This window comes from Streptomyces catenulae, assembly GCF_000718015.1.
In the GTDB taxonomy this organism is placed as follows: domain Bacteria; phylum Actinomycetota; class Actinomycetes; order Streptomycetales; family Streptomycetaceae; genus Streptomyces; species Streptomyces catenulae.
This window is the reverse complement of the sequence record NZ_JODY01000014.1, coordinates 34,556-55,512: the sequence shown is the minus strand read 5'-3', so window position 1 is coordinate 55,512 and position 20,957 is coordinate 34,556. Positions and strand designations below refer to the sequence as shown.

Below are 20,957 nucleotides of genomic sequence, written 5' to 3'. Positions count from 1 at the left end.
GACCGGAGGCGCCGCCCCAGAGGCGGCCGCCGCGGCCGACCGCTCGCCCGGGCCGGTACGTCACATGCCCGCTTCAGTCCGTCGCGCCGCCGTCACCACGGGTGGGCGGTCTGCGGGCAGTCGGGGGAACGGGCGCGACGCGGGCCCCGGCCCGGCGCGGGCCACCGGGCGCGTCGGCCGCAGCGGTGCGAGCATGACACATGGCCTTTCGTGAGCTGCGCGCGCTGCGGGACCGCCGGGACCTCACCCGGTATCTCGTGCTGATCCCGCTCGCGCTCATCTGCGCCATCTGCGTCGTCGACAGCCTCTTCCCGCCGGAGGTGCACCTCGGGCCGCTGCTGGTGGCCGCCCCCACGTTCACCGCGGCGTTCGCCGGGCCGCTGGTCACCGGGGTGATCGCGGCGCTCGCCGTCGTCGCCCAGGTCGTCATCGGGATCATCAGCGGCGACGCGACCTCCCGCAACCACCAGGTGCAGATCGCCGCACTGATCATCGTCGGCATCCTGGTGGTGATCTTCACCGTGGTCCGCGACCGTATCGAACGGCGGCTGGCCACCACCCGCTCGGTGGCGGCCGTCGCCCAGCGGGTGCTGCTGCGTCCACCGCCCGCCCGCAGCGGCCCCCTGGAGATCGCCTCGCTCTATCTCGCCGCCGAGGAGGAGGCGGAGATGGGCGGCGACCTCTACGCCGCCGCCCGCACGGACGACTCCACCCGGCTGCTCATCGGCGACGTCCGCGGCAAGGGACTGCCCGCGTACGGGCACGCCGCGCTGCTGCTGGGGGCCTTCCGGGCGGCGGCGCACCGCAAGGCGCCGCTGCCCGCCCTCGCGACCCATCTCGACGGCGCGATCCGCTGGGACGCCGTGCAGTGGGGGAGCGACACCCCCGACGAGGAGGTCTTCGTCACCGCCACCCTCCTCGACATCCCCGACCGCACCCCGCAGGTCCACACCATCACCTGCGGTCATCCCTCGCCGCTGCTGCTGCGCGACGGGGAGGTGCGCACCCTCGACGCCCGGCACGTCGCCCTGCCGATCGGCCTCGGCGGTCTCGGCGGCCCCGCGTCGTTCCGCGTCGACACCTTCCCCTTCGCACCGGGCGATCTGCTGCTGCTCTTCACGGACGGCGTCACCGAGGCGCGGAACGCCGAGGGCACCTTCTACCCGCTGACCGAACGCGCCGCCGCATGGAGCGGACACGGCCCGCGCGACGTGCTGCGGCTGCTCCACGCGGACCTGCTGAGGTACACCAGCGGACGGCTCGCCGACGACGCGGCGGCCCTCGCGATCCGGCGCGGCGGCACCCCGTAGAGGGCGTCGGGGTCCGCCCGGCCGCCTACGGGACGACCACGACGCGGCCCTGGTGAGCGCGGCTCTCCAACAGCCGGTGCGCCTCGGCGGTCCCGGTCAGCGGCAGCCGGGCGTGGACCGCCGCGCGCAGCCGCCCCCGGGTCGCGTACCGGGTGAGTTCGGCCAGGTCCTCAAGGGCCTGCTCGGGTTCGGCCGCCCGCGCGGCGAGGAAGGAGTAGCCGGTGACGGAGCGCAGCGCGAACAGATCGGCGACGGGGACGCTGCCGAGTTCCCCGCTCGCGGCGCCGTACGCCACCAGCCGCCCGTACGGGGCCAGCACCTCCAGGCTGCGGCGCAGGATCTCGCCGCCGGTCGCGTCGAGGACGACGTCCACCCCGGCGGGCGCCGCCGCGCGGACCTGGTCCGGCCAGTCCTCGTCGGTGTAGTTGATGCCGATGTCGGCGCCGTGGCTCCGGGCGAACTCCAGCTTGGCGGCCGTCCCCGCGGTGGCGATGACCGTCCCCGCCCCGAGCACCTTGGCGAGCTGTACGGCGAGGTGGCCGATGGTGCCCGCGGCGGAGTGCACCAGAACGGTCTCGCCCCGGGCCACCCGCCCGGCGCGCAGCGTGCCCAGGGCCACCGGCGCCACCATGGGGAGCGCACCCGCCGTGCCCGCGCCGAGCCCGTCGGGCACGGGGACCAGCCATCGTGCGTCCGCGACGGTCAGATCGGCGAACGCGTCCTCGGTGGACGCGGCGACGCGCCGCCCGACCAGACCGGGATCCGTGTCCGGCCCGACCGCCTCGACCGTGCCCACCACATCGCCGGTGAGGGGCCGGGGGAAGGGGCGCGGGTAGAGCTCGGCCGGGGCCAGACCGCGCCGGAGCTGGGTGTCGACGAAGTTGGCGGCGATCTCCTCGGCGCGGATGAGCACCTGCCCCGACTGCGGGACGGGGACGGGAGCTTCCTCCAGCGCGAGGACCTCGGGGCCACCGTAGGAGTGGTAACGGATGCGTCGCATGACAGCTCTCCCTGCATCGTGCACGGGCTAAAATGGACCGGCGGTCCAATTCGACCGTACTGGACCGTCGGTCCAGTTGTCCACGGAGGAGCCGGGATCAGCCGTTCCCGGTGGTGATCCCGGATGAGGGGAGAGGCGATGACCGAAGTCCGCCGCGAACGGGCCGATGCGGCACGCAATCGGCGCGCGATCCTGGAGGCTGCCGAGCGGCTGCTCGCCGAGTACCCGCCGGAGCAGGTCTCGATGGAACGGATCGCCGCCGCGGCCGGGGTCGGGAAGGGGACGGTCTTCCACCGCTTCGGCAGCCGGGCGGGCCTGATGCGGGAGCTGATGGTGGAACGCGCCCACGCCCTGCGCGAAGCGGTGACGGACGGGCCCCCGCCGCTGGGCCCGGGCGCCGCTCCCCGGGACCGGCTGTCGGCCTTCCTCGACGCGGTCGTGGAGGTGGTCGGCCGGAACAAGGGTCTGCTGGCCGCCCTCGGCGAGACGGCGACGGCCGCCCGCGACAGCGACGAGGACGCCCGCGAACAGCACTCCGTCTACCGCTTCTGGCACGGCCACATCAGCGGGCTGATCGCCGAGGAACGCCCCGACCTCGATGCCGAACTGCTCGCCCACATCCTGCTCGGCGCCCTGCGGAGCGGACCGATCGTGCACCTGCTGGGACAGGGGGAGGCCCGGCGGCTCGCGGAATCGCTGCGCCTGCTGGCGACGGGGGCGCTGGAGGCGTGACGGCCCGGCCCGCGGCGACCGCCCCGCCTCCGGGCGGGAGGTGGATCACCGCCCGCCGGTGCTCAGTCGAGGCAGAACTCGTTGCCCTCGATGTCCTGCATCACGATGCACGACTCGTTGTACTCATCGGCGACCAGCACGTTCACGCAGGTCGCACCGAGTTCGGTGAGCCGCGCGCGCTCGGCCTGGAGCGCGGCGAGACGCTCCGCCCCCACGAGCCCGGTTCCGGCGCGTACGCAGAGATGGACGCGGTTCTTGACGACCTTGCTCTCGGGGACGCGCTGGAAGAACAGCCGCGGGCCCACACCGGAGGGATCCTGGCAGGCGAACGCCGAACCCTGACGCCCGGACGGCAGCGAGCGGTCGAACGCGTCCCAGGAGGCGAAGCCCTTCGGCGGCGGCGGAACGACGTACCCCAGCACCTCGCACCAGAAGCGGGCGACGCGCTCGGGGTCCGCGCAGTCGAAGGTGATCTGGACCTGCTTGATCGATGACATCGGCGCACCCTAACAGCGCGCTCCGCGGCGCATCTTCCGTTGTGGACAACCCTGTTGCCGGGGGGGGGCGACGCCGAGGTCCACGGAAGACGACGGGCCCGGCGGGGGTCTCCCCGCCGGGCCCGTGCCGTGTCCGTCAACGTCAGCCGTTCACCTGGGCGGAGAACGGGCACTCCCAGTCCGCCGGCTTCGGGCGGCCCGAGTAGCGCCGCGCCTCCGAGAGCTTCTCGTACTCCAGCAGGTTGGGGTTGATGTCGCCCTGGAGGTCGATGTCCTGCTTGCGGATCTTCTCCTGGAGACGGTCCCAGAGCCCGGCCGCCTTTATCCGGTCGAACTGCGCGTGGGAGTTGAACGCCAGCATCGGGAACGGAGGGCGACGGCCGACGCGGACATGGGTCTCGTGGAGTCCGATCACGAAGAACGGGTGACCGGCGACGCTGAAGGCGAACTCCCCCGACTGCGGATCGTGGTCGTACCCCTCGGCCCAGCCGTGCGTCAGGCTGTCGTGGTCGTGCACGCCCTGCAACTGCTGCCACATCAGCCGCTCGAACTCGGTCTCCGGCACCTCCAGCGGCCCGGAGAACGTCGCGACGAAGCTGGTGAAGGGCTTGGCCGTCCAGTCCACGGCCGCCACATACGCCTCAAGATCCTCCGCCAGCTGCCGCGCCGCCCCGTCGTCACCGAGCCAGGTGTAATGGCGATGGGTGATCCCGCCCTGCCGCCAGGCCGAACGACCGGCCAGGCAGGCGAACGAGTCACCGAGCAGGAACTGCCCGACCACTTCGGTGGCGGAGGGGGCGTCAGCCAGCATGTTCACGACCTTCGATGAGAGGTGCCCCGTGGGGGGATGACCGTGGCAGTCAAGAACGATCACGGCCCCGGCGTCAAGAAAACACCGGAAGTGCCTGGTCAGTCATGGTGCACGACGAGCCCTCCGCCGCGCATCCACTTCGCCCCACCGGCAACCCCTACTTCCCGGGCACCGGGTCGGCCACGGGGTCTCCGCCCGGCTCGTTCGGCCACCGTGCCTCGGCCGAGGGCGGCGGCGTGCCGACCGGGGCCGAGGCACGGGAGCAACCGCCCTCAGCCGAGGGCGCCTTCCTCGGTGGACTGCCAGTAGGTGACCCGGGTGCTCGGGTTGATCTGCAGACCGGCCGGACCGGGGAAGGAGACCGCGACGTGACCGTCCGTGCCGGTGTTCTCCTTGCTCGCGAGCGTGACGTTCACGGTCTTGGTGCGGTGGTTCTGCGTCGACTCCTGCCGCCGCAGGACGATCGCGGCGTAGGCCGTGCGGCCCGGCGCCAGCACCACCACGGCCTGCGGCGTGGTGTCCGGGTCGGCGGTGAGGCGGTGACCGGCGACCGGGTCGGCGACGAACGGCGCGTGGTACATCGAGCACGGCGCGGAGCCGTTGTTGGTGGCCGTCAGCAGCACCGCCGACGGCCTCCCATCGGCCTCCTTCAGCGCGAACCCGGTGGTGTGCGGCGCACAGGCGTCGTCCGCCGCACCGGCGTCGCTCTTGGGGTCCCGGGCCGGAGCGGCTGAGGACGCCTGGGCCTCGTCGCTCCTCGCCGGCCGGGCCGGGGAGCTGTCGGCCGGTCTGTCCGTGCCGCCCTCGGGCCGCGCGGCGGAGCTGCTCGTGGCGTGGGACGCCTTCGCCCCGTCCGCGCCTCCGTCACAGGCGGTCAAGGAGAGGGAGAGGACCGCGACGGACGCGAGTCCGAGGGCGGAGCGGGTGCGAAGTGCGGTGCGCATGATGGTGCTACCTCATGAGGAACGGACGGTCCGGTGGTTCGTGCTCCGAACAGAATGCGATCCGCTTCTCACCCTCCACCCACTGCGAGTGAATCTTTCACCAATGCTTTTCAGGGGAGCGCGTCCGGTGCGGACGGTGAAAATCCTGGTCAGGGCAGGAGACGCAGCCGCGGAGGCGGGGGAGTCTCGTCGTCGGGCCCTTCGACGGGCTCGGGTTCGGGCTCGGGAGTGCGCCGCCTTCCGTTGTCGGAACCGGGCTCGGTATCCACCGGATGCCCTTGGAGCGCCGCCATGGCAGCTTCGAGCGATTCCTTCGTCACCTGCATCCGGATCCGGGCCAGCCGTTCCAACTCGCTTCTCGACACGGTGTCAGCCTAGTGGGCTGGCCTGGACCTGTCCGTGATCGGGTCTTTCTCGCGCACCGGATGCCCCCTTCCTCCTCCGTGGGCGCCCGCTTCGCGCCCATTTCCCACCAACTTCTCTTCTTGAGAACACCGTTGGCGCCCGATGGGTTGCCTGCCGGGCGCTACCCGGAGACGGCCGTCCGCGAGGCCGGTCGGGCCCGGCCGCCGGTTCCGCCGGGTGTCCGGCCGCGCCCGCGCCCCGTCCGTGACAGCATCGGCGTATGCAGTACCGCTATGCCACCGAGGCCGACGCGCCGGCCATGGCCGCGCTCTTCGCCGCCAACCACCACGACGCCCTCACCCCGGAACAACGCGCCGACCAGGGATTCGTCCAAGGAAGCCTGGACGAGGGCGCGTTGCGGGCGATGGCCGCGCACGGCGGGCTCCTCCTCGCGGACGACGACGGACAGCTCGCCGGGCTCCTCGCCCTCTCCGCCCCCGAGAGCCTGCCCGCCCCGCCGCCCCCGGTCCGGGCGCTGCTCGCCGCACAGGACACCCTCCGCTGGCAGGGCCGCCCGCTGCGCGCGGTGCGCTGGCTGCTGTACGGACCGCTGGTCGTGGACGCGGCCCACCGGGGACAGGGCGTCGCGCGGCGGCTGTTCACCATGGCGTGCGGCGCCGCCGACGGCCGCGCGGACGCCCTCGTCGCCTTCATCGAGGCCGCCAACCGGCCGTCCTGGCGCGTCCACGTCGACGGATTCGGTATGACACCCCTGGGCGAGGTCGTCGTCGGTGAACGCGTCTACCACGTGGTCGCGGTGGCGCCCCGGGCAAAGGCACCGGGGCGCTGACGGGCGGCGCCGCGCGGGCGCCTCCCGGAACGGCGCCCGGCCGGAACCCGGGACCGCGCCCGCGTTCCGGCCGGGGCACGGGTCAGAGCGCGGAGAGCTCCGCGAGCAGATCGTCGAGGCCCAGCGAACCCTGCGACAGGGCCGCCATGTGCCACGCCTTCAGGTCGAAGGCGGCGCCGTGCCGGGCACGGGCGGCCTCGCGGCCCTGGAGCCAGACGCGTTCGCCCAGCTTGTAGCCGATCGCCTGCCCCGGGATGCCCTGGTAGCGGACGATCTCGCTCTCCACGAAATCGGCCGGGCGGCTGCAGTGCGCCGCCAGGAACGCGTGCGCCAGCTGCGGCGTCCACCGCTCACCGGGGTGGAACGGCGCATCCGCCGGGATCTCCAGCTCCAGATGCATCCCGATGTCGACGATCACCCGGACCGCCCGCATCATCTGCGCGTCCAGGTACCCCAACCGCCGCTCCGGGTCGGTCAGGAAACCCAACTCGTCCATCAGCCGCTCCGCGTACAGCGCCCAGCCCTCGGCGTTGGCGCTGACCATCCCGCAGGTGGTCTGGTAGCGGGAGAGATCGTCCGCGACCTGCACCCACTGCGCCAGCTGGAGATGGTGGCCCGGCACGCCCTCGTGGTACCAGGTGGTCACCATGTCGTACACCGGGAAACGGGTCTCGCCCATCGTGGGCAGCCAGGTGCGGCCGGGGCGGCTGAAGTCCAGCGACGGCTGGGTGTAGTACGGCGCGGCGGCGCTGCCGGGCGGCGCGATCCGCGACTCGACCCGCCGCACCTGCGCGGAGAGCGCGAAATGCGTGCCGTCCAGCTCCGCGATGGTGTCGTCCATCAGCTCCTGGAGCCAGCGCCGGGTCTCCTCGACACCCTCGATGTGCGTGCCGTTGCCGTCCAGCCAGGCCAGCGCCTCCCACGGGGTGGCGGCACCGGGCAGCACCTTCTCCGCCTCGGTACGCATCTCCGCCAGCAGCCGGTGGAACTCCGACCAGCCGTACGCGTACGCCTCGTCGAGATCGAGGTCCATCCCGGTGTAGTACCGCGCCAGCCGCGCGTAGCGCTCCCGGCCCACCACGTCCGGGGCGTCGGCGACGGCCGGGGCGTAGGTGGTGTGCAGCCAGTGGCGCAGCTCCGCCAGCGCCCCCGTCGCCACCGACGCCGCCTCCTCCAGCTCGGTGCGGAGCGCCTGCGGCCCCGGCGCGACGAACTCGGCGAACCAACTGCGGGTACCCGCGCCGATCCACTCGTCCAACTGCTCCACGACCGTGGCGACCTGGAGCGGACCGGCGGGCAGCTCACGGCGGAGCCCCGCGTCGAGGGCGGCGCGGTACCCCTCCAGGGCGTCCGGGACGGCGCGCAGCCGCCGGGCGATGGCCGCCCACTCCTCGTCGGTCCCGGACGGCGTGAGGGTGAAGATCTCCCGGACGTGGTGGAGCGGTGAGCCCAGATTGCTGACCGCTCGCAGCCCCTCGCCCGCCTCGTGCACCGCCAGCTCCGCCTCCAACCGCTCCCGCAGCAACCGCGCACAGCGCCGCTCGACCGAGTTCGCCGCCCCCGGCAGCGCCTCGGCGACCGTGAGGCGCTCCAGCGTGGTGCGGGCGAGCTGGGCCAGGGCCTCCTGCCCGGTGGGGGACAGATCGGGCAGCCGGTCGGAGGAGGCGGCGTCACCGAGGTAGGTGCCGGTGACGGGGTCCAGGGCGACGAGGGCGTCGACGTAGGCGTCGGCGACCTGACGGGGCAGGGAGGGGTCGGATACGTGGGTGTGCGACATGCCGCCATCCTCGTATGTCCAGGCTGTCCACGTCACGAATTTCGGCCGGGGCGAACAGAGGTCACACCGCGGGACGGAGCGGTCGATAGCCCCCACGGAGCGGCCGCCCGCCCCTAGACACGCTCCGGTGGCAGCGGCGGCAGGCGGCGGGCGTAGAGCCAGGAGTGGAGCAGGGAGCGCAGCGGGCGGTGGCTGTGGGCTTCGGCGAGGGCGATGAACTCCTCGGTGCCCGCGCTGCCGTGGCGGTAGCGGGCGGCCCAGTTCCGCAGCAGGGCGAAGAACGTGGCGTCGCCCAGCGTGGTGCGCAGCGCCTGGAGGGTGCAGGCGCCGCGGGAGTAGACCCGGTCGTCGAAGAGGTGCGCCGGGCCGGGCGCGCCGATCCGCATCCGCTGGGCGTCATCGGCCAGATCGGACCAGTTCGACGCGGCCAGCTCATGGGCGCCGGGCCCGCCGGAGTGCTCCGACCAGAGCCACTCGCCGTAGGTGGCGAACCCCTCGTTGAGCCAGATGTGCCGCCAGTCGGTGAGGCTGACGCTGTTGCCGAACCAGTGGTGCGCCAACTCGTGCGCCACCAGGTGCTCGCTGGTGCGCCGTCCGTCGAGGTGGTTGGTGCCGAACAGCGCGTACGTCTGGTTCTCCACCGGCTCGTCCAGCTCCGCGTCGACCACCACCGACCCGTAGACCTCGAACGGGTACGGGCCGAAGAGCCGGGAGAAGAGCGTCATCATCTGCGGCTGGCGGCCGAAGTCGTGGGCGAAGCGCTCGGTGAGGTGCGGCGGGCAGGCGTTGCGCAGCGGCACCGGCCCGCCGCGCTGGTGGCTGAAGGCGAAGCGCCCGATCTGGACCTGCGCCAGATAACTCGCCATGGGGTGGGCGTGCTCGTACGTCCACGTCCGGGTCGCGCCGGGGCCCGGGGAGTGGCCCTGGAGGACGCCGTTGGCCACCACGTGCAGACCCTCGGGGACGGTGGCGGTGATGCGGTAGGCGGCCTTGTCGTCGGGCCGGTCGTTGCACGGGAACCACGACGGGGCGCCGAGCGGCTGACTGGCCACGACCACACCGGAACCCTGCGTGTAGTCCCAGCCGATCGCCCCGAACGGGCTGCGCACCGGGCCCGGCCGCCCCCGGTAGCGGACGGCCGCGGTGAACGGCTCGCCGGGCAGCAGCGGCGCCGCCGGGGCGAGGTGGAGTTTGCCGTGGCGGTGCCGGAAGCGGGCGGGCGCGCCGTTCACCTCGACGCCGGTGACGTCCAGCCGGGAGGCGAGGTCGAAGGCGACGCGCTCCAGGGGCTCGGCCGGGGCGGCGGTGATCCGGGCGACGGCGTCCAGGGCCCGGCCCCGCGGCCGGTAGGCGAGGCGGATGTCGTAGTGCGTCACGTCGTAGCCCAGGTCGCCGTGGGCCGGGAAGTACCCGGCGGCCGAGGGGGCGCCCGGGCGGCGCCCGGTGGCGCTGCGGCGGGCGTGGCCGCCGGTGGGGGCGCCGTCCGCGGCGAGGCTGAGCGCGGCGGTCGACAGGGCGCCGGTCACGAACGTACGGCGGGTCCAACTGCACATGTCTGTCGGTCTCTTTCAAGGGGGTGTGGTGAAGGGCGGCGCGGCGCCCCGGGTGCGGCGCCCGTACGCCGCACCCGGGGACGGGCGTCACGGTCTCGCGGGCTCCGGCCGCGCCGCCCGGGGGCCGGTCCACGCCACGACGGGGTTACCGAGCCAGCGGCTCCCCGCGGGCAGCCGCTCACCGCGCATCACCAGCGACGCCGGGCCGACCACCGTGCCGTCCCCGACCGTCGCCGCCGGCAGCACGATGGAGTGCGGGCCCAGGGTCGCGCCCGCGCCGAGCCGGACCTCGTCGACGCGCATCAGCCGGTCGTGGAAGAGATGCGTCTGCAGCACACAGCCGCGGTTGACGCTCGCGCCGTCACCCAGCCGTACGAGGTCGGTCTCGGGCAGCCAGTGGCTCTCGCACCAGACCCCGCGCCCGATCCGCGCGCCCAGGGACCGCAGCCACACGTTGAGCAGCGGCGTGCCGACCAGCGCACCGCCCAGCCACGGCATCGCCAACTCCTCCACGAACGCGTCGTACAGCTCGTTGCGCCACACGAACGAGCTCCACAGCGGATGCTCACCCGCCCGGAAACGGCCCATCAGCAGCCACTTCGCGGCCGTCGTCAGCAGACACGCCACCACCCCGCCCAGCAGCAGCACCAGACCGGCGACGGCCGCGCCGACCGCCCAGCCGTCGAGGTCCACCGTCTCCTGGAGGACCGCGAAACCGGCGTCGGCGAGGAGCACCGCACAGCACACCGGGACGAGACGGCACAGTTCGACGGCGGCGCGCGCCAGGACGAGACGGCGCGGCGGGGCGTATGTGCGCCGGGGGTCGGGCCGGTCGGCCGTCCGGGAGACCGCCGTGCCCGGGCGGCCCAGCCAGGAGCCGCCCGTGCCCAGCTCCGGCGGCGCGTCGGAGAGCACGCCGATCAGGGCGTCGTCCGGCACGGTCCGCCCCGGGCCCACGATGCCGGAGTTGCCGACGAATGCCCGGTCGCCGACCTCGGCCGTCCCCAACCGCAGCCAGCCGTCGCGCAGCGCGAACGGGGCGATGAGCGTGTCGTCGGCGAGGAACGCGCCGTCGCCGACCCGGGTGAGCGACGGCAGCGCCAACGCCGTGGAGATCTCCGCCCGGCGCCCCACCCGCGACCCCAGCAGCCGCAGCCACACCGGCGTCAACAGGCTCGCGTACAGCGGGAAGAGCGACCCCCTGGCCTGGTCCATCAGCCGGGTGGTGAGCCAGGCGCACCAGGCGACGCCGCCGTCCGCCGGGTGGTACCCCGGCCGCAGCGCCCGGCCCGCCACCCGGACGACGAGGGCCAGCAGCGCGGCGTAGCACACCAGCGACAGCAGCGTCAGCGGCACCGCGGAGAGCAGCAGATCACCGACGACGGTGGCCAGGTCCGCGGCGTCGTGCGTCAGCCACCACAGCACCGCCAGACCGGGCAGCGCCGCGCACAGCGGCAGCGCGGCGAGGCCGGGCAGCGCGGCGGCGTACGCCACGTCCCAGCGCCGGGAGCGGACGGTGCGCGGCGCGGGCCGCCCCGCCTCCGCCGCCTCGGCGACGCGGCGCGCGGGGCTGCCCGCCCACCGCTGCCCCGCGGGCACCGCCCCCATGACGCACGCCCCGGGCGCGACCTCCGCGCCCGCGCCGACGTGCGCCCCCGGCATCAGCGTCGCCCGGGCCGCGACCCGCGCCCCGGCGCCGACCCGCACCGGCCCCAGGTGCAGGGTGTCGCCGCTCAGCCACCACCCGGCCGCGTCCACCTCCGGCTCCAGGACACACCCGTCCTCGAAGGCGGCCAGACCGGTCACCGGCGGCAGGGTGTGCAGGGCGACGCCCCGGCCCACCCGGCAGCCCAGCAGCCGCGCGAACCGGCCCGCCCACGGGGTGCCGGTCAACGCCGGGACACCGAAGGCGGCGACGGTGCGCTCGGCCGCCCACAGCCGCAGATGCGCCGACCCGCCCCGCGGATGGGCACCGGCCCGCAGCCCGCGGGTGAGCAGCCGGGCCACGCCCGCGCCGATCACCACCCGGGCGGGCGTGCTGCACAGCCCGAGCCACCAGCCGCAGATCGCCCACCACGAGGCGTGCGGCGCCCAGCGCAGCGGCCCGATGAGGTTGTCGACGGCGGCGAGCAGCAGTACCCACCGCACCCCCGAGACCGCGAACAGCGCCACCAGGACGAGCGACTGCACGACCCCGACATGGCGCGGGACGGGCCGCACGGTGCGGTCCCGGTCCGGCTCCGTGTCGTCGGTGGCGGCGCTCATCAGCCGGTCCAGATGGGCGGCGAGCGCGTCGAGCCGCGGATGCGCGTAGAGGTCGGCGACCGAGATCTGCGGGCAGCGGGCGCGGAGCGCGGTGACCAGCCGGGCGGCGCCCAGGCTGGTGCCGCCGAGCGCGAAGAAATCGCCGTCCGCCGCCACCGGGACGCCCAGCAGCTCCCGCCAGCACCCGGCGACCCAGCCCGCGGTCCCCGTCAACACCGGGCCCTCGTCCGGCTGTTCGTCGCTCCGCTGGTGCGGCAGCGGCCAGGGCAGCGCGGCCCGGTCCACCTTGCCCGACGTACGGGTCGGCAACCGCTCGACGAGGGTCAGCACCGGGACGAGGGCCTGCGGCAGCAGCCCCAGGAGGTGCCGCCGGGCCGCCGCGAGATCGCAACCGCCCCCGGGGAAGTCCGGATCGGGCACCAGATAGCCGACCAGCAGCTGATCACCCGCGGCGGTGGACCGCACCGCCGCGGCCGCCGCCCGGATGCCGGGCACCGCCCGCAACGCGGCGTCGACCTCGCCGAGTTCGATCCGCCGCCCGGCCACCTTGACCTGGTCGTCGGCGCGCCCCACGAAGACCAGCCCCGCCGGATCGGCCCGCACCAGGTCGCCGCTGCGGTAGACCCGCCGCCCGGGCAGCGCGGGGTGGGCGGCGAACTTCTCCGCGTCCTTGGCCGGATCCAGATAGCGGGCCGTCCCCGCGCCCGCGATCAGCAACTCCCCGGTGCCGCCCGGCGCGACGGGCCGCCCCCCGGCGTCCACCACGGCCAGCTCCCAGCCGTCCAGCGCCCGCCCGATCCGGACCGGCTCCCCGGGCAGCAGCCGCGCCGCACAGGCGACGACCGTGGTCTCCGTCGGCCCGTACGTGTTCCACATCTCGCGGCCCGCGCCGAGCCGGTCGACCAGACCGGACGGGCACGCCTCACCGCCGACGATGAGCAGCCGCACCGCCTCCAATGTCTCGACCGGCCACAGATCGGCCAGCGTCGGCACCGTCGAGACGACCGTGATGCCCCGCTCCTGCAACCACGGGCCGAGGTCCGCGCCGGAGCGGACCAGCGCGCGGGGCGCCGGGACCAGACAGGCGCCGTGCCGCCAGGCCAGCCACATCTCCTCGCAGGACGCGTCGAACGCGACGGACAGCCCGGCGAGCACCCGGTCACCCGGACCGAGCGGAGCGTCCCGGAGGAACAGTGCGGCCTCCGCGTCCACGAACGCCGTCGCCGAACGGTGGCTGACGGCCACCCCCTTGGGGCGGCCCGTGGTGCCGGACGTGAAGATGATCCAGGCGTCGTCCTCCGGCCCCGGGGCGCCGCACCGCCCGACCGGCGGCACACCGGGCCGTACGGTGACCGACCGCCCGGCGCCGATCACGGCGACCACCTCGCCCTCGCGCCAGATCAGTTCGGCGCGCTCGTCCGGATCGTCGGCGTCCACCGGGACGTACGCCGCGCCGCAGTGGAGCACGGCCAGGATCGCCACATACAGATCGGCCGTCCCGGACGGCACCCGCACCCCGACCCGGTCGCCGGGACCGAGACCACCGGCCCACAGTTTCTCGGCGAGCGCGGTGACGTCGGCGAGCAGCGTGCGGTAGTCGAGCACCCGTCCTCCGGCATCCAGCGCCGGGGCGGCGGGATGGGCGCGCGCGGTGGCCGCCAGGACGCCGGTGAGGGTGCCGGGCCCGGCAGGACGCGGTGGCGCGCCGCCCGGGGGTGGGGGCGGCGCGTGAAGTGAGGTGTGGGGAAGGTGTTCTGGCATCGCGGACATTCCCTTTCCGTCGCCGCCTGTTCCGGCGGGCGCACTTCTATCGATGCACGCCCAGATGTCCGCGTTCGCTACGGGAGCGCAAATGCTGGATCAAGAATGCGTGGTCAAGGGATCAAGGACCTCAGGAAAGCGGAAAAGGCGCTCCGCGCGACGTTTCTCGGCGAAAGGCTGGAATTCCCTTTCCCGGCTGTCGCATTCCGGCCCGTCCGGCCGGAGGAACCCGGTCCGGCGAGCTGAGCCGCCCCGGCGCTCCCGGCGCCCCACGTGCGACGGAGCCGGTCACGGGGCCGCCCGCGGTCTGGCCGGTTCCCGGCCCGTCCCCGGGCCGACTCGGGCCGGAATACGCTGCTGTCCGCACCTGCCGGAGGCACCGTCCGGGCGTACGGACCAAATCCGGCCTGTGCGGCCAAGAACATCTGTTTCCCCCGTCACCGATATCCCGCAGGCGCCGGAATTCCCCCGCCGAGGACGCCCTTCCGTACGGCGGACGGCTTCCGCCCCCGGGCCGCCGCGGCACCACCCGACGTGTTCCGCCGTAGACAAGGGCCGGGTGCCGCGGGAACCATGAAGTGAGCCGGGGCGGAACGCCTGGTCGTCGGGTGGCGGGACGGCGGGCGCAGCCGCCGCGGTGCGCCACCGCGGCACCAGGTGCGCCGCGGCCTCCGGTCCGGACCGACCAGTGAGCGAGGAAGACAGCCATGACGCTCCCGCGCCACCCCAACCGCATGCTGGCGGCCCTGCTGACCGAGGCCGACTGGTCCGCCACCGACCTTGCCCGGGCCGTCAACACCCTCGGCGCCGCCCAGGGCCTGCGCCTGCGCTACGACCGCGCCTCGGTGGCCCGCTGGCTCGACGGCGCCCGCCCCCGGCCGCCGGTCGCCCACCTCGTCGGCCAGGTCCTCGGCCAGCGCCTCGGCCGCCGCGTCACCCTCCAGGGCACCGGGTTCGCCGAACCGACCCCCGGGGTCGCCCCGGTGCTGAGGGCCGCACTGCGCGGCGGCGACCCGGTCCGCCGCCTCGCCGCCCTCTGCCACGCCGACGCCGACCCCGCCCGGCGCGGCGCCCTCGCCGGTGCCGCCCTCGCCCACCCGCCCCGCCTCCACACCGGATGGGGCGGCCACCACCCCGAACTCCCCCCGGCCGACCCCCGCGCACCCCGGGTGCCCGCCTCGGCCCCGGCGCGCCTGGAGGCGGTCGCGCTCCGCACCGTCCTCCTGGGCGAGCGGTACGGCGGCGCCCACGGCAGACCGGCGCTCGCCGGGTTCCTCGCCGCCGAGGCGGTGCCGCTGCTGACCGCGCCCGCCCACCCCGCCGTCCGCCGCGCGCTGTTCACCGGCGCCGCCCAGCTCACCCTGCTGCTCGCCGGACGCACCGGCGAGATCGGCCACCCGGCCCTCGCCCGCCACTACTACGACGTCGCCCTCGCGCTGGCCCGCACCGCAGGCGACCTCACCTCGTACACCGTCGTCCTGCGCTGTCTGAGCGTGCAGGCGCACCAGCTCGGCAGGCACCAGGAGGCCGCCGCCCTCGGCGACACGGCCGTCGACCTCGCGGGCGGCGCGGTGCCCGACGCCGTCCGCGCCTATCTGCACGCCGGGCGCGCGGCGGTCGGCGCCGGGGCGGGCCGGGGGCGTGGGGCCGGGGCCGATCTGCTGGCGGCCGAGACCCGGCTCGCCCGCGCCACCGGCCCCGAAGGCCCCTTCACCAGCTATCCCGAGACCGCGCTGCGCTACCAACGCGCCGAAGTCCTCTCCTGCCTGGGCGACCACCGCGGCGCCCTGCGCGAGCTGGAACGCTCCCTGGCCTGCCGCCCCGCCGACCACCACAAGGCCCGCGCCCTGCTGCACGCCCGGATCGCGGACTCCCTGCTCACCCTCGACGAGATCGACGGTGCGGCGGACCACGCCTTGCGGGCGCTGCGCCACCACCGGCAGCTGGCTGCGGGCTCCGCCCACGGCACCCTGCCCGGGCTCGCCCGACGCCTCGCGCCCCATCAGGGCAACCCGCGGGTCAGGGAGTTCCGGGAGGCTCTGCGCCCGGCCGCGGGGTGAGTCCGGGGCGGTCCGGTTCCGGGGCGCGGGGCCCGTCGCCGCGGCCGTACGTCGTCCGGCGTCCGGCGCCGTCCTCCGCCGGGACCGTCGGGAAGCCGCCCTGCAGGATCATTGCCATGTCCACGGGATCAGTCACCGTCCATTCATGCGGCGTCCCGTCCGCCTTTCGGCCCGGACGCGCCCCCGGCCGCCGTCCCCTTCACCCGGACGCAGGAGGCCGCCGCCCGCGACCGGGCGACGGCGGAGGCCACGGCGCCGCCCGGCCGCGTTCCCCGGTACGCCCCGGACGCGCGACCATGGAGGCAGGGAGACCGACGCACCGAGGGAGACCGACACCGCCATGGAGATCGAGGTACTCGTGGTGCCTGACTGCCCGAACCAGCGGCTCGCCGAGGAGCGGCTGCGGCAGGCGCTGGACGGGACCGGGCTGCGCGCCGCCCGCCTCACCATCCGCACCGTCACCGACGAGGCGACGGCCGCACGGACCGGTTTCACCGGCTCCCCGACGATCCTGATCAACGGCCGCGACCCGTTCGCCGTACCGGGCGCGGTGCCCTCCCTCACCTGCCGGATGTACCGCACCCCGGACGGCCTGGAGGGCGCGCCCGAGACCGCCCGGATCCGGGCGGCGCTGCGCGCGGCGGCCGGGGCCGACGGGGGAGCGTGAGCGTACGGGCCGCGCGCCGTCCGCTCAGGACTGCCGCGCCCGCCGCGCCGCCAGCTCCGCCTCCTTGAGATGCGTGGCGAGGACGGCGGCGGCCTTCGCCGCCTCCTCGGCGTGGCGGGCGGCCGCGGCGGCCTCCTCCGGGTTGCGCGCCGTCTCCGTGAGGACGGCCGTGGCGCGGCTCAGCAGCAGCGGCAGATGACCGGTGATCCGCTCCAGATGCTTGAAGACCCGGACCGCGTTGTCGGCCCGCTCGAAGGCTCCCCGGCCGTTGGCGAGTTCCTCGGCCAGGTGACCGACCTTCCAGGAGCCTTCCTTGATCAGGTTGCTGGGTTCGTACGTCATTGCCGCCCCTCGGTCGGATCAACAAAACGCCGCCATTCTCCGGCGACGCACCGGCCGGAGGAGGCGCGTTCGGCCGATGTGACCGACGTCCGCCCCACCGGCCACGGCGCGACCACCGCAGCACACCCGCCCGGAAGCCCGCGCCGCGGGCGGGTGCTCCCTACCGCCCCAACTCCGCCAGCAGCGCGTGGATCGCCGGACTCGCATGGGCGCTCCGCCGCCAGGCCGCGTACACCTCCCGCTTCGGGGGCCGCCGCAGCGGCCGTACGACGAGCCCCTCCGGCAGCGGCGGACGGGCCAGCCGCGGGATCAGCGCGATGACCTCCCCGGAGGCGACCAGGGAGAGCTGGGTGGAGAAGTCGTCGATCAGATGGCGCACCTCGGGCGCCTCGGGCAGCTCCGCCACCACCCGCTGGAACCACTGGTGGCACACCGTCCGCGGCGGGCTCGTCGCCCAGGCGTGACCGGCGAGATCACCGCTGGTCAGCGGCGAGGTGCCGCGCGCCAGGGGATGGGTGTGGTGCATCACGATGTCGCCGACGTCGGTGTGGAGCGGGCGCTGCGTCAACGACGGCGGCAGCGGGACCGGCAGCCCGTCGACGTCGTGGAGCAGGGCGAGATCGGCGGTGGCCGCGTCGACACAGTGCAGCGCCTGACCGGGCTCCTGCTCGGTGATGTGCACCCGCAGCTCCGGACAGCGCTCCGCCAGCCGCGCCATGACGGGGGCGAGCAGCCCGCGGATGCCCGTGGAGAACGACACCACCCGCAGCGTCCCGCGGGGCGCCCCCTCGGCCACGGACCGCGCCGACTCCGCGCAGCGCTCCAACGCCTGGAAGACCTCCGGCGCCGCGTCGACGAGCGCCCGCCCGGCCAGGGTCAGCACCACCCCGCGCCCCGCCGGGGCCAGCACCGGCACACCGACCTGCCGCTCCAACCGCTTGATCTGCTGCGACACCGCCGAGGCGGTGAACCCGAGATCCTCCGCCGCCCGCGTCAGCGTCCCGAGCGCGGCCACCGACCGCAACGCCTGTAGGGCCCCCACATCCATCATGAAGCCAGACTACGCAGTGCTGACAAGAAACCATCGATGGACCGGAGTAATCGCGGCGGGCAGGATCGCCCCATGAACGCCCCACGCCCCACCCCCGACCAGCTCTTCGGCACCAACCTCGTCGCCATGGCGACCCCGATGCGGCCCGACGGCACGCTCTGCGAACCCGGGCTGACCGCCCTCGTCGACCATCTGCTGGCCACCGGGTGCGACGGCATCGTCGTCGGCGGCACCACCGGCGAAGCACCCACCCTGACCGCGACAGAAACGGCCCGTCTGCTGCGCACCGTGGTGTCCCTGGCGCGGGGCCGCGCCCGCGTCGTCGCCGGTGTCGGCACCCACAGCACCGCCGAAAGCGTGCGGCGCGCCCGCGAGGCCGAGGCCGCCGGGGCCGACGCCCTGCTCCTCGTCTGCCCGTACTACTCCCGGCCCACCCAGGACGGCGTACGCGCCCACTGCACGGCCGTCGCCGACGCCACCGCCCTGCCCGTGATGCTCTACGACGTCCCGGCCCGCACCGGCATCCCCCTCGAAGCCGCCACCCTGATCGACCTCGCCCGCCACCCCCGCATCCGCGCCGTCAAGGACGCGAAGGGCGACCTGTTCGAGGCGATGACGGTCATGGACCGCACCCCGCTCGCCTACTACTGCGGCATCGACGAACTGAACCTGCCCTACCTCGCCTGCGGTGCCACCGGCCTGGTCAGCGTCGTCGGCAATGTCGCCGCCGACCGCAACGCCGACCTCGTCCACGCGGTCCGCCGCGGCGACCTCACCACCGCGAAGGAGCTCCAGACATCCCTGCTCCCCCTGACGGACGCCCTGATGCACACCGCCCCGGGCGCCGTCACCGCCAAGGCGGCCCTGGCCGAACTGGGCATCATCCCGCACCCCACGGTGCGCGGCCCGCTGGTCGAGGCCGACCCGGCACAGACGGAGCGGGTACGAACGGCGCTGACCGCCCTCGCCGCTCCGGCCTGAGCCGACCGGCCTCACCGGGTGGTGAAGGCACCACCGTCGACGCCGTCCTCGGTCGGGAGGCCGGGCTCGTCAGCGGTCTGTCGGCCGACGAACGTACCGTCTTCATCGGCCTGTTGGACAAATTGATGAGTGATGTCCGGCGGCGTACCGCCCCCGGCGCGCGCTGAAGCGGCTGCCGTCGGCCGGTGCGGGAGCCGCCGTCGGGCGTCCGTGGGCAGGGCGTCGAGCGGACTGCAAGCGCGCTGCGGAATTCTGCGCATATGACAGACGAGAGCATCTCCACGGGAAGGCCCACCTGTCCGCCTCCACCCAGCGGTGCGATCGGCCCGCTGCGGTTCTCCTTGCTCGGGCCGGTGCGCGGCTGGTGCGGGGACACGGAGATCGATCTCGGCCCACCACAGCAACGCGCCCTGCTGGGCGTCCTCCTGCTCCGCCGGGACGAGCCCGTCCCCTGCGAACGCGCCGTACAGGCCCTCTGGGGCGAGACCGCGCCGCGCCGCGCCGGGGGCACCGTCCGCACCTACATCAGCCGGCTCCGCCGGGTCCTGGACGGGGCCGTCGCCCCGGGCGAGCTGGGCATCCGCTCCAGCGGCGGCGGCTACCTGCTGACGGCGCAGGGGGCGGCCGTCGACACGGACCTGTTCCGCGAACGGGTGGCGCTGGCGCGCCGGGCCCGTAAACAGGGCGACCTGGAGGACGCGCTGACGCTCTACCAGGACGGGCTGGCGCTGTGGCGGGGCACGCCGTTCACCGAGGCGCACACCGACCACTTCCTGACCGAGCGGGAGCAGTGGCTGCGGCTCCGGTCCGTGGTGATCGAGGAGATGGCCTCCGTCCAGGTGGTGCTCGGGCACCACGCGGAGGCGCTGGCCGCCCTGGAACCCGCGCTGGTCGCGGAGCCGCTGTGCGAACGGCTGTGGGAGCTGCGCCTCCAGGCGCTCGCCGGGCTGGGGCGGCGGGGCGCCGCGCTCGCCGCCTACCAGCAGGTCCGTCGGCTGCTCTGCGCCGAACTGGGCCTGGACCCCGGCCCCGGCCTGCAGAAACTGCACCGCGCGCTCCTCGCCCGGAGCCCGGAACCGGCGGCCCCCGCCGCACGGCCCGCGGCCCGCTCCGCGTCGACCCGGCTCCCGGACGTGCCCGAGGGGTTCGTGGGACGGGAGACCGAACTCGCCGCCGTCGTCGCGGCGTTGACCGACGGCGGCGCACCGGCGCGCCTGGCGCTGACCGGACCGGCCGGGGTCGGCAAGACCGCGCTGGCGGTCCGGGCGGCGCACGCGCTGGAGGCACGCTTCCCCGACGGCCGGTTGTGGGCGCCGCTCAGCGGCCCGAACGGCGCCCCGGTGGAGCCCCGTACGGTGCTCACCACGCTGCTGCGGACCCTCGGCGTGAGCCACGCCCGCCCGACCGCCTCCCTCGCCGAACTGTCCGGCCTCTGGCGGACCGCGACCGACGGCAAACGGCTGCTGCTGGTGGTGGACGACGTGGCGTACGACACCGATGTCCTGCCGCTGCTGCCCCGCTCCCCGGGCACCGCGGTGCTGCTGACCGGCCGCCGCCCGCCGACCGGGGCGCCCGGACTGCACACCCTCGCGCTCGACCGGCTCACCCTGCCGGACGCCCTGCAACTGCTGGGCGCCGCCGTCGGGCACGAGCGCCTGTGGCGGGAGGCGGAGGCGGCGGCACGGCTCGCCGACGCCTGCGCCTATCTGCCGTCGGCGCTGCGCGGCGCCGCGGCGCGGCTGCTGGCCGCGCCACGGCTCGACCTGAACGGCGCGGAACGGGCGCTGCGCGCCGCGTCCGGCGGCTAGGGCGCCGCCGTCAGCGAGGCGGGCCGCATGTCCGTCCAGTGCTCCTCGATGTGGTCGAGGCACTCCTGCCGGGTGGCGGGGCCGTACGTCACGGTCCACCCGGCGGGCACCTCGGCGAAGTCGGGCCACAGCGAGTGTTGGTTCTCGTGGTTCACCAGCACCCGGTAGCGCGCGTCCTGGTCCTCGAACGGATTGCTCGACAC

The 20,957-nt window shown here is 74.9% G+C and carries 18 protein-coding genes; 7 read left to right on the top strand and 11 right to left on the bottom strand.

The window, feature by feature from the left end:
• Positions 1-200 precede the first annotated feature (200 nt).
• A complete protein-coding gene (locus tag IF23_RS0114675) occupies positions 201-1,310 on the top strand; it encodes a PP2C family protein-serine/threonine phosphatase (RefSeq protein ID WP_051739573.1) in 1,110 nt (369 codons plus the stop codon).
• Between the two features lie 25 nt (positions 1,311-1,335).
• Here the strand turns inward: IF23_RS0114675 and IF23_RS0114670 are convergent, their stop codons facing one another.
• Complete coding sequence (locus IF23_RS0114670; protein WP_030283670.1) at positions 1,336-2,310, bottom strand: quinone oxidoreductase family protein; 975 nt, start codon at positions 2,308-2,310, stop codon at positions 1,336-1,338.
• A 138-nt stretch (positions 2,311-2,448) separates the two neighbouring features.
• Here IF23_RS0114670 and IF23_RS0114665 point away from each other — a divergent pair, with 138 nt between their 5' ends.
• Complete coding sequence (locus IF23_RS0114665; RefSeq protein ID WP_030283668.1) at positions 2,449-3,042, top strand: TetR/AcrR family transcriptional regulator; 594 nt, start codon at positions 2,449-2,451, stop codon at positions 3,040-3,042.
• A 62-nt stretch (positions 3,043-3,104) separates the two neighbouring features.
• Here the strand turns inward: IF23_RS0114665 and IF23_RS0114660 are convergent, their stop codons facing one another.
• From IF23_RS0114660 to IF23_RS34035, 4 genes are all read right to left on the bottom strand, one after another.
• On the bottom strand, positions 3,105-3,539 hold the full coding sequence (locus IF23_RS0114660) for a VOC family protein (RefSeq protein ID WP_030283666.1): 435 nt from the start codon (positions 3,537-3,539) through the stop codon (positions 3,105-3,107).
• Positions 3,540-3,681: 142 nt separating this feature from the next.
• Positions 3,682-4,350 (bottom strand): guanitoxin biosynthesis heme-dependent pre-guanitoxin N-hydroxylase GntA, encoded by a 669-nt coding sequence (gene gntA / locus IF23_RS0114655; RefSeq protein WP_030283664.1) that lies wholly within the window; start codon positions 4,348-4,350, stop codon positions 3,682-3,684.
• 272 nt (positions 4,351-4,622) lie between these two features.
• Positions 4,623-5,294 (bottom strand): DUF4232 domain-containing protein, encoded by a 672-nt coding sequence (locus IF23_RS32050; protein ID WP_030283662.1) that lies wholly within the window; start codon positions 5,292-5,294, stop codon positions 4,623-4,625.
• Between the two features lie 149 nt (positions 5,295-5,443).
• Positions 5,444-5,659, bottom strand: a complete 216-nt coding sequence (locus IF23_RS34035) for a hypothetical protein (RefSeq protein WP_157848014.1) — start codon at positions 5,657-5,659, stop codon at positions 5,444-5,446.
• Positions 5,660-5,919: 260 nt separating this feature from the next.
• Here IF23_RS34035 and IF23_RS0114645 point away from each other — a divergent pair, with 260 nt between their 5' ends.
• Positions 5,920-6,489: a GNAT family N-acetyltransferase gene (locus tag IF23_RS0114645; protein ID WP_030283660.1), complete on the top strand. Its 570-nt coding sequence runs from the start codon at positions 5,920-5,922 to the stop codon at positions 6,487-6,489.
• Positions 6,490-6,571: 82 nt separating this feature from the next.
• On the opposite strand, the gene IF23_RS0114640 is transcribed toward IF23_RS0114645, so the two are convergent.
• The 3 genes from IF23_RS0114640 to IF23_RS0114630 form a co-directional block, all read right to left on the bottom strand.
• Positions 6,572-8,266, bottom strand: a complete 1,695-nt coding sequence (locus IF23_RS0114640) for a DUF885 domain-containing protein (protein WP_030283658.1) — start codon at positions 8,264-8,266, stop codon at positions 6,572-6,574.
• A gap of 113 nt (positions 8,267-8,379) precedes the next feature.
• Positions 8,380-9,819 (bottom strand): M1 family metallopeptidase, encoded by a 1,440-nt coding sequence (locus IF23_RS0114635; RefSeq protein WP_030283656.1) that lies wholly within the window; start codon positions 9,817-9,819, stop codon positions 8,380-8,382.
• Positions 9,820-9,906: 87 nt separating this feature from the next.
• Entirely contained in the window at positions 9,907-13,845 is a 3,939-nt protein-coding gene (locus IF23_RS0114630) for a Pls/PosA family non-ribosomal peptide synthetase (protein ID WP_078653987.1), read from the bottom strand.
• Between the two features lie 707 nt (positions 13,846-14,552).
• Here IF23_RS0114630 and IF23_RS0114625 point away from each other — a divergent pair.
• The gene (locus tag IF23_RS0114625; RefSeq protein ID WP_030283652.1) at positions 14,553-15,905 is read left to right on the top strand and encodes an NsdA family TPR-like regulatory protein; all 1,353 of its coding nucleotides are present in this window, start codon (positions 14,553-14,555) and stop codon (positions 15,903-15,905) included.
• A gap of 340 nt (positions 15,906-16,245) precedes the next feature.
• Positions 16,246-16,572: a thioredoxin family protein gene (locus IF23_RS0114620; protein WP_030283651.1), complete on the top strand. Its 327-nt coding sequence runs from the start codon at positions 16,246-16,248 to the stop codon at positions 16,570-16,572.
• A gap of 24 nt (positions 16,573-16,596) precedes the next feature.
• On the opposite strand, the gene IF23_RS0114615 is transcribed toward IF23_RS0114620, so the two are convergent.
• Together IF23_RS0114615 and IF23_RS0114610 are read right to left on the bottom strand one after the other, a co-directional pair.
• Entirely contained in the window at positions 16,597-16,914 is a 318-nt protein-coding gene (locus IF23_RS0114615; RefSeq protein ID WP_030283649.1) for a hypothetical protein, read from the bottom strand.
• A 160-nt stretch (positions 16,915-17,074) separates the two neighbouring features.
• The gene (locus tag IF23_RS0114610) at positions 17,075-17,965 is read right to left on the bottom strand and encodes a LysR family transcriptional regulator (RefSeq protein ID WP_030283647.1); all 891 of its coding nucleotides are present in this window, start codon (positions 17,963-17,965) and stop codon (positions 17,075-17,077) included.
• A gap of 72 nt (positions 17,966-18,037) precedes the next feature.
• Here IF23_RS0114610 and dapA point away from each other — a divergent pair, with 72 nt between their 5' ends.
• Positions 18,038-18,946, top strand: coding sequence for a 4-hydroxy-tetrahydrodipicolinate synthase (dapA, locus tag IF23_RS0114605; RefSeq protein WP_030283645.1), 909 nt, complete (start codon positions 18,038-18,040; stop codon positions 18,944-18,946).
• Positions 18,947-19,206: 260 nt separating this feature from the next.
• Positions 19,207-20,754, top strand: a complete 1,548-nt coding sequence (locus IF23_RS0114600; protein WP_078653977.1) for an AfsR/SARP family transcriptional regulator — start codon at positions 19,207-19,209, stop codon at positions 20,752-20,754.
• On the opposite strand, the gene IF23_RS0114595 is transcribed toward IF23_RS0114600, so the two are convergent.
• Positions 20,751-20,957 carry an MbtH family protein gene (locus IF23_RS0114595; RefSeq protein WP_030283642.1) on the bottom strand — a complete coding sequence of 69 codons (207 nt, stop codon included), beginning with the start codon at positions 20,955-20,957 and terminating at the stop codon, positions 20,751-20,753. The genes IF23_RS0114600 and IF23_RS0114595 overlap by 4 nt on opposite strands.

Excerpts from the sequence above, each read along its gene's own strand:
- IF23_RS0114675 (WP_051739573.1), top strand. The coding sequence starts at position 201 with ATGGCCTTTCGTGAGCTGCGCGCGCTGCGGGACCGCCGGGACCTCACC.
- IF23_RS0114670 (WP_030283670.1), bottom strand. The coding sequence starts at position 2,310 with ATGCGACGCATCCGTTACCACTCCTACGGTGGCCCCGAGGTCCTCGCG.
- IF23_RS0114665 (WP_030283668.1), top strand. The coding sequence starts at position 2,449 with ATGACCGAAGTCCGCCGCGAACGGGCCGATGCGGCACGCAATCGGCGC.
- IF23_RS0114660 (WP_030283666.1), bottom strand. The coding sequence starts at position 3,539 with ATGTCATCGATCAAGCAGGTCCAGATCACCTTCGACTGCGCGGACCCC.
- gntA (WP_030283664.1), bottom strand. The coding sequence starts at position 4,350 with ATGCTGGCTGACGCCCCCTCCGCCACCGAAGTGGTCGGGCAGTTCCTG.
- IF23_RS32050 (WP_030283662.1), bottom strand. The coding sequence starts at position 5,294 with ATGCGCACCGCACTTCGCACCCGCTCCGCCCTCGGACTCGCGTCCGTC.
- IF23_RS0114645 (WP_030283660.1), top strand. The coding sequence starts at position 5,920 with ATGCAGTACCGCTATGCCACCGAGGCCGACGCGCCGGCCATGGCCGCG.
- IF23_RS0114640 (WP_030283658.1), bottom strand. The coding sequence starts at position 8,266 with ATGTCGCACACCCACGTATCCGACCCCTCCCTGCCCCGTCAGGTCGCC.
- IF23_RS0114635 (WP_030283656.1), bottom strand. The coding sequence starts at position 9,819 with ATGTGCAGTTGGACCCGCCGTACGTTCGTGACCGGCGCCCTGTCGACC.
- IF23_RS0114630 (WP_078653987.1), bottom strand. The coding sequence starts at position 13,845 with ATGCCAGAACACCTTCCCCACACCTCACTTCACGCGCCGCCCCCACCC.
- IF23_RS0114625 (WP_030283652.1), top strand. The coding sequence starts at position 14,553 with ATGACGCTCCCGCGCCACCCCAACCGCATGCTGGCGGCCCTGCTGACC.
- IF23_RS0114620 (WP_030283651.1), top strand. The coding sequence starts at position 16,246 with ATGGAGATCGAGGTACTCGTGGTGCCTGACTGCCCGAACCAGCGGCTC.
- IF23_RS0114615 (WP_030283649.1), bottom strand. The coding sequence starts at position 16,914 with ATGACGTACGAACCCAGCAACCTGATCAAGGAAGGCTCCTGGAAGGTC.
- IF23_RS0114610 (WP_030283647.1), bottom strand. The coding sequence starts at position 17,965 with ATGATGGATGTGGGGGCCCTACAGGCGTTGCGGTCGGTGGCCGCGCTC.
- dapA (WP_030283645.1), top strand. The coding sequence starts at position 18,038 with ATGAACGCCCCACGCCCCACCCCCGACCAGCTCTTCGGCACCAACCTC.
- IF23_RS0114600 (WP_078653977.1), top strand. The coding sequence starts at position 19,207 with ATGACAGACGAGAGCATCTCCACGGGAAGGCCCACCTGTCCGCCTCCA.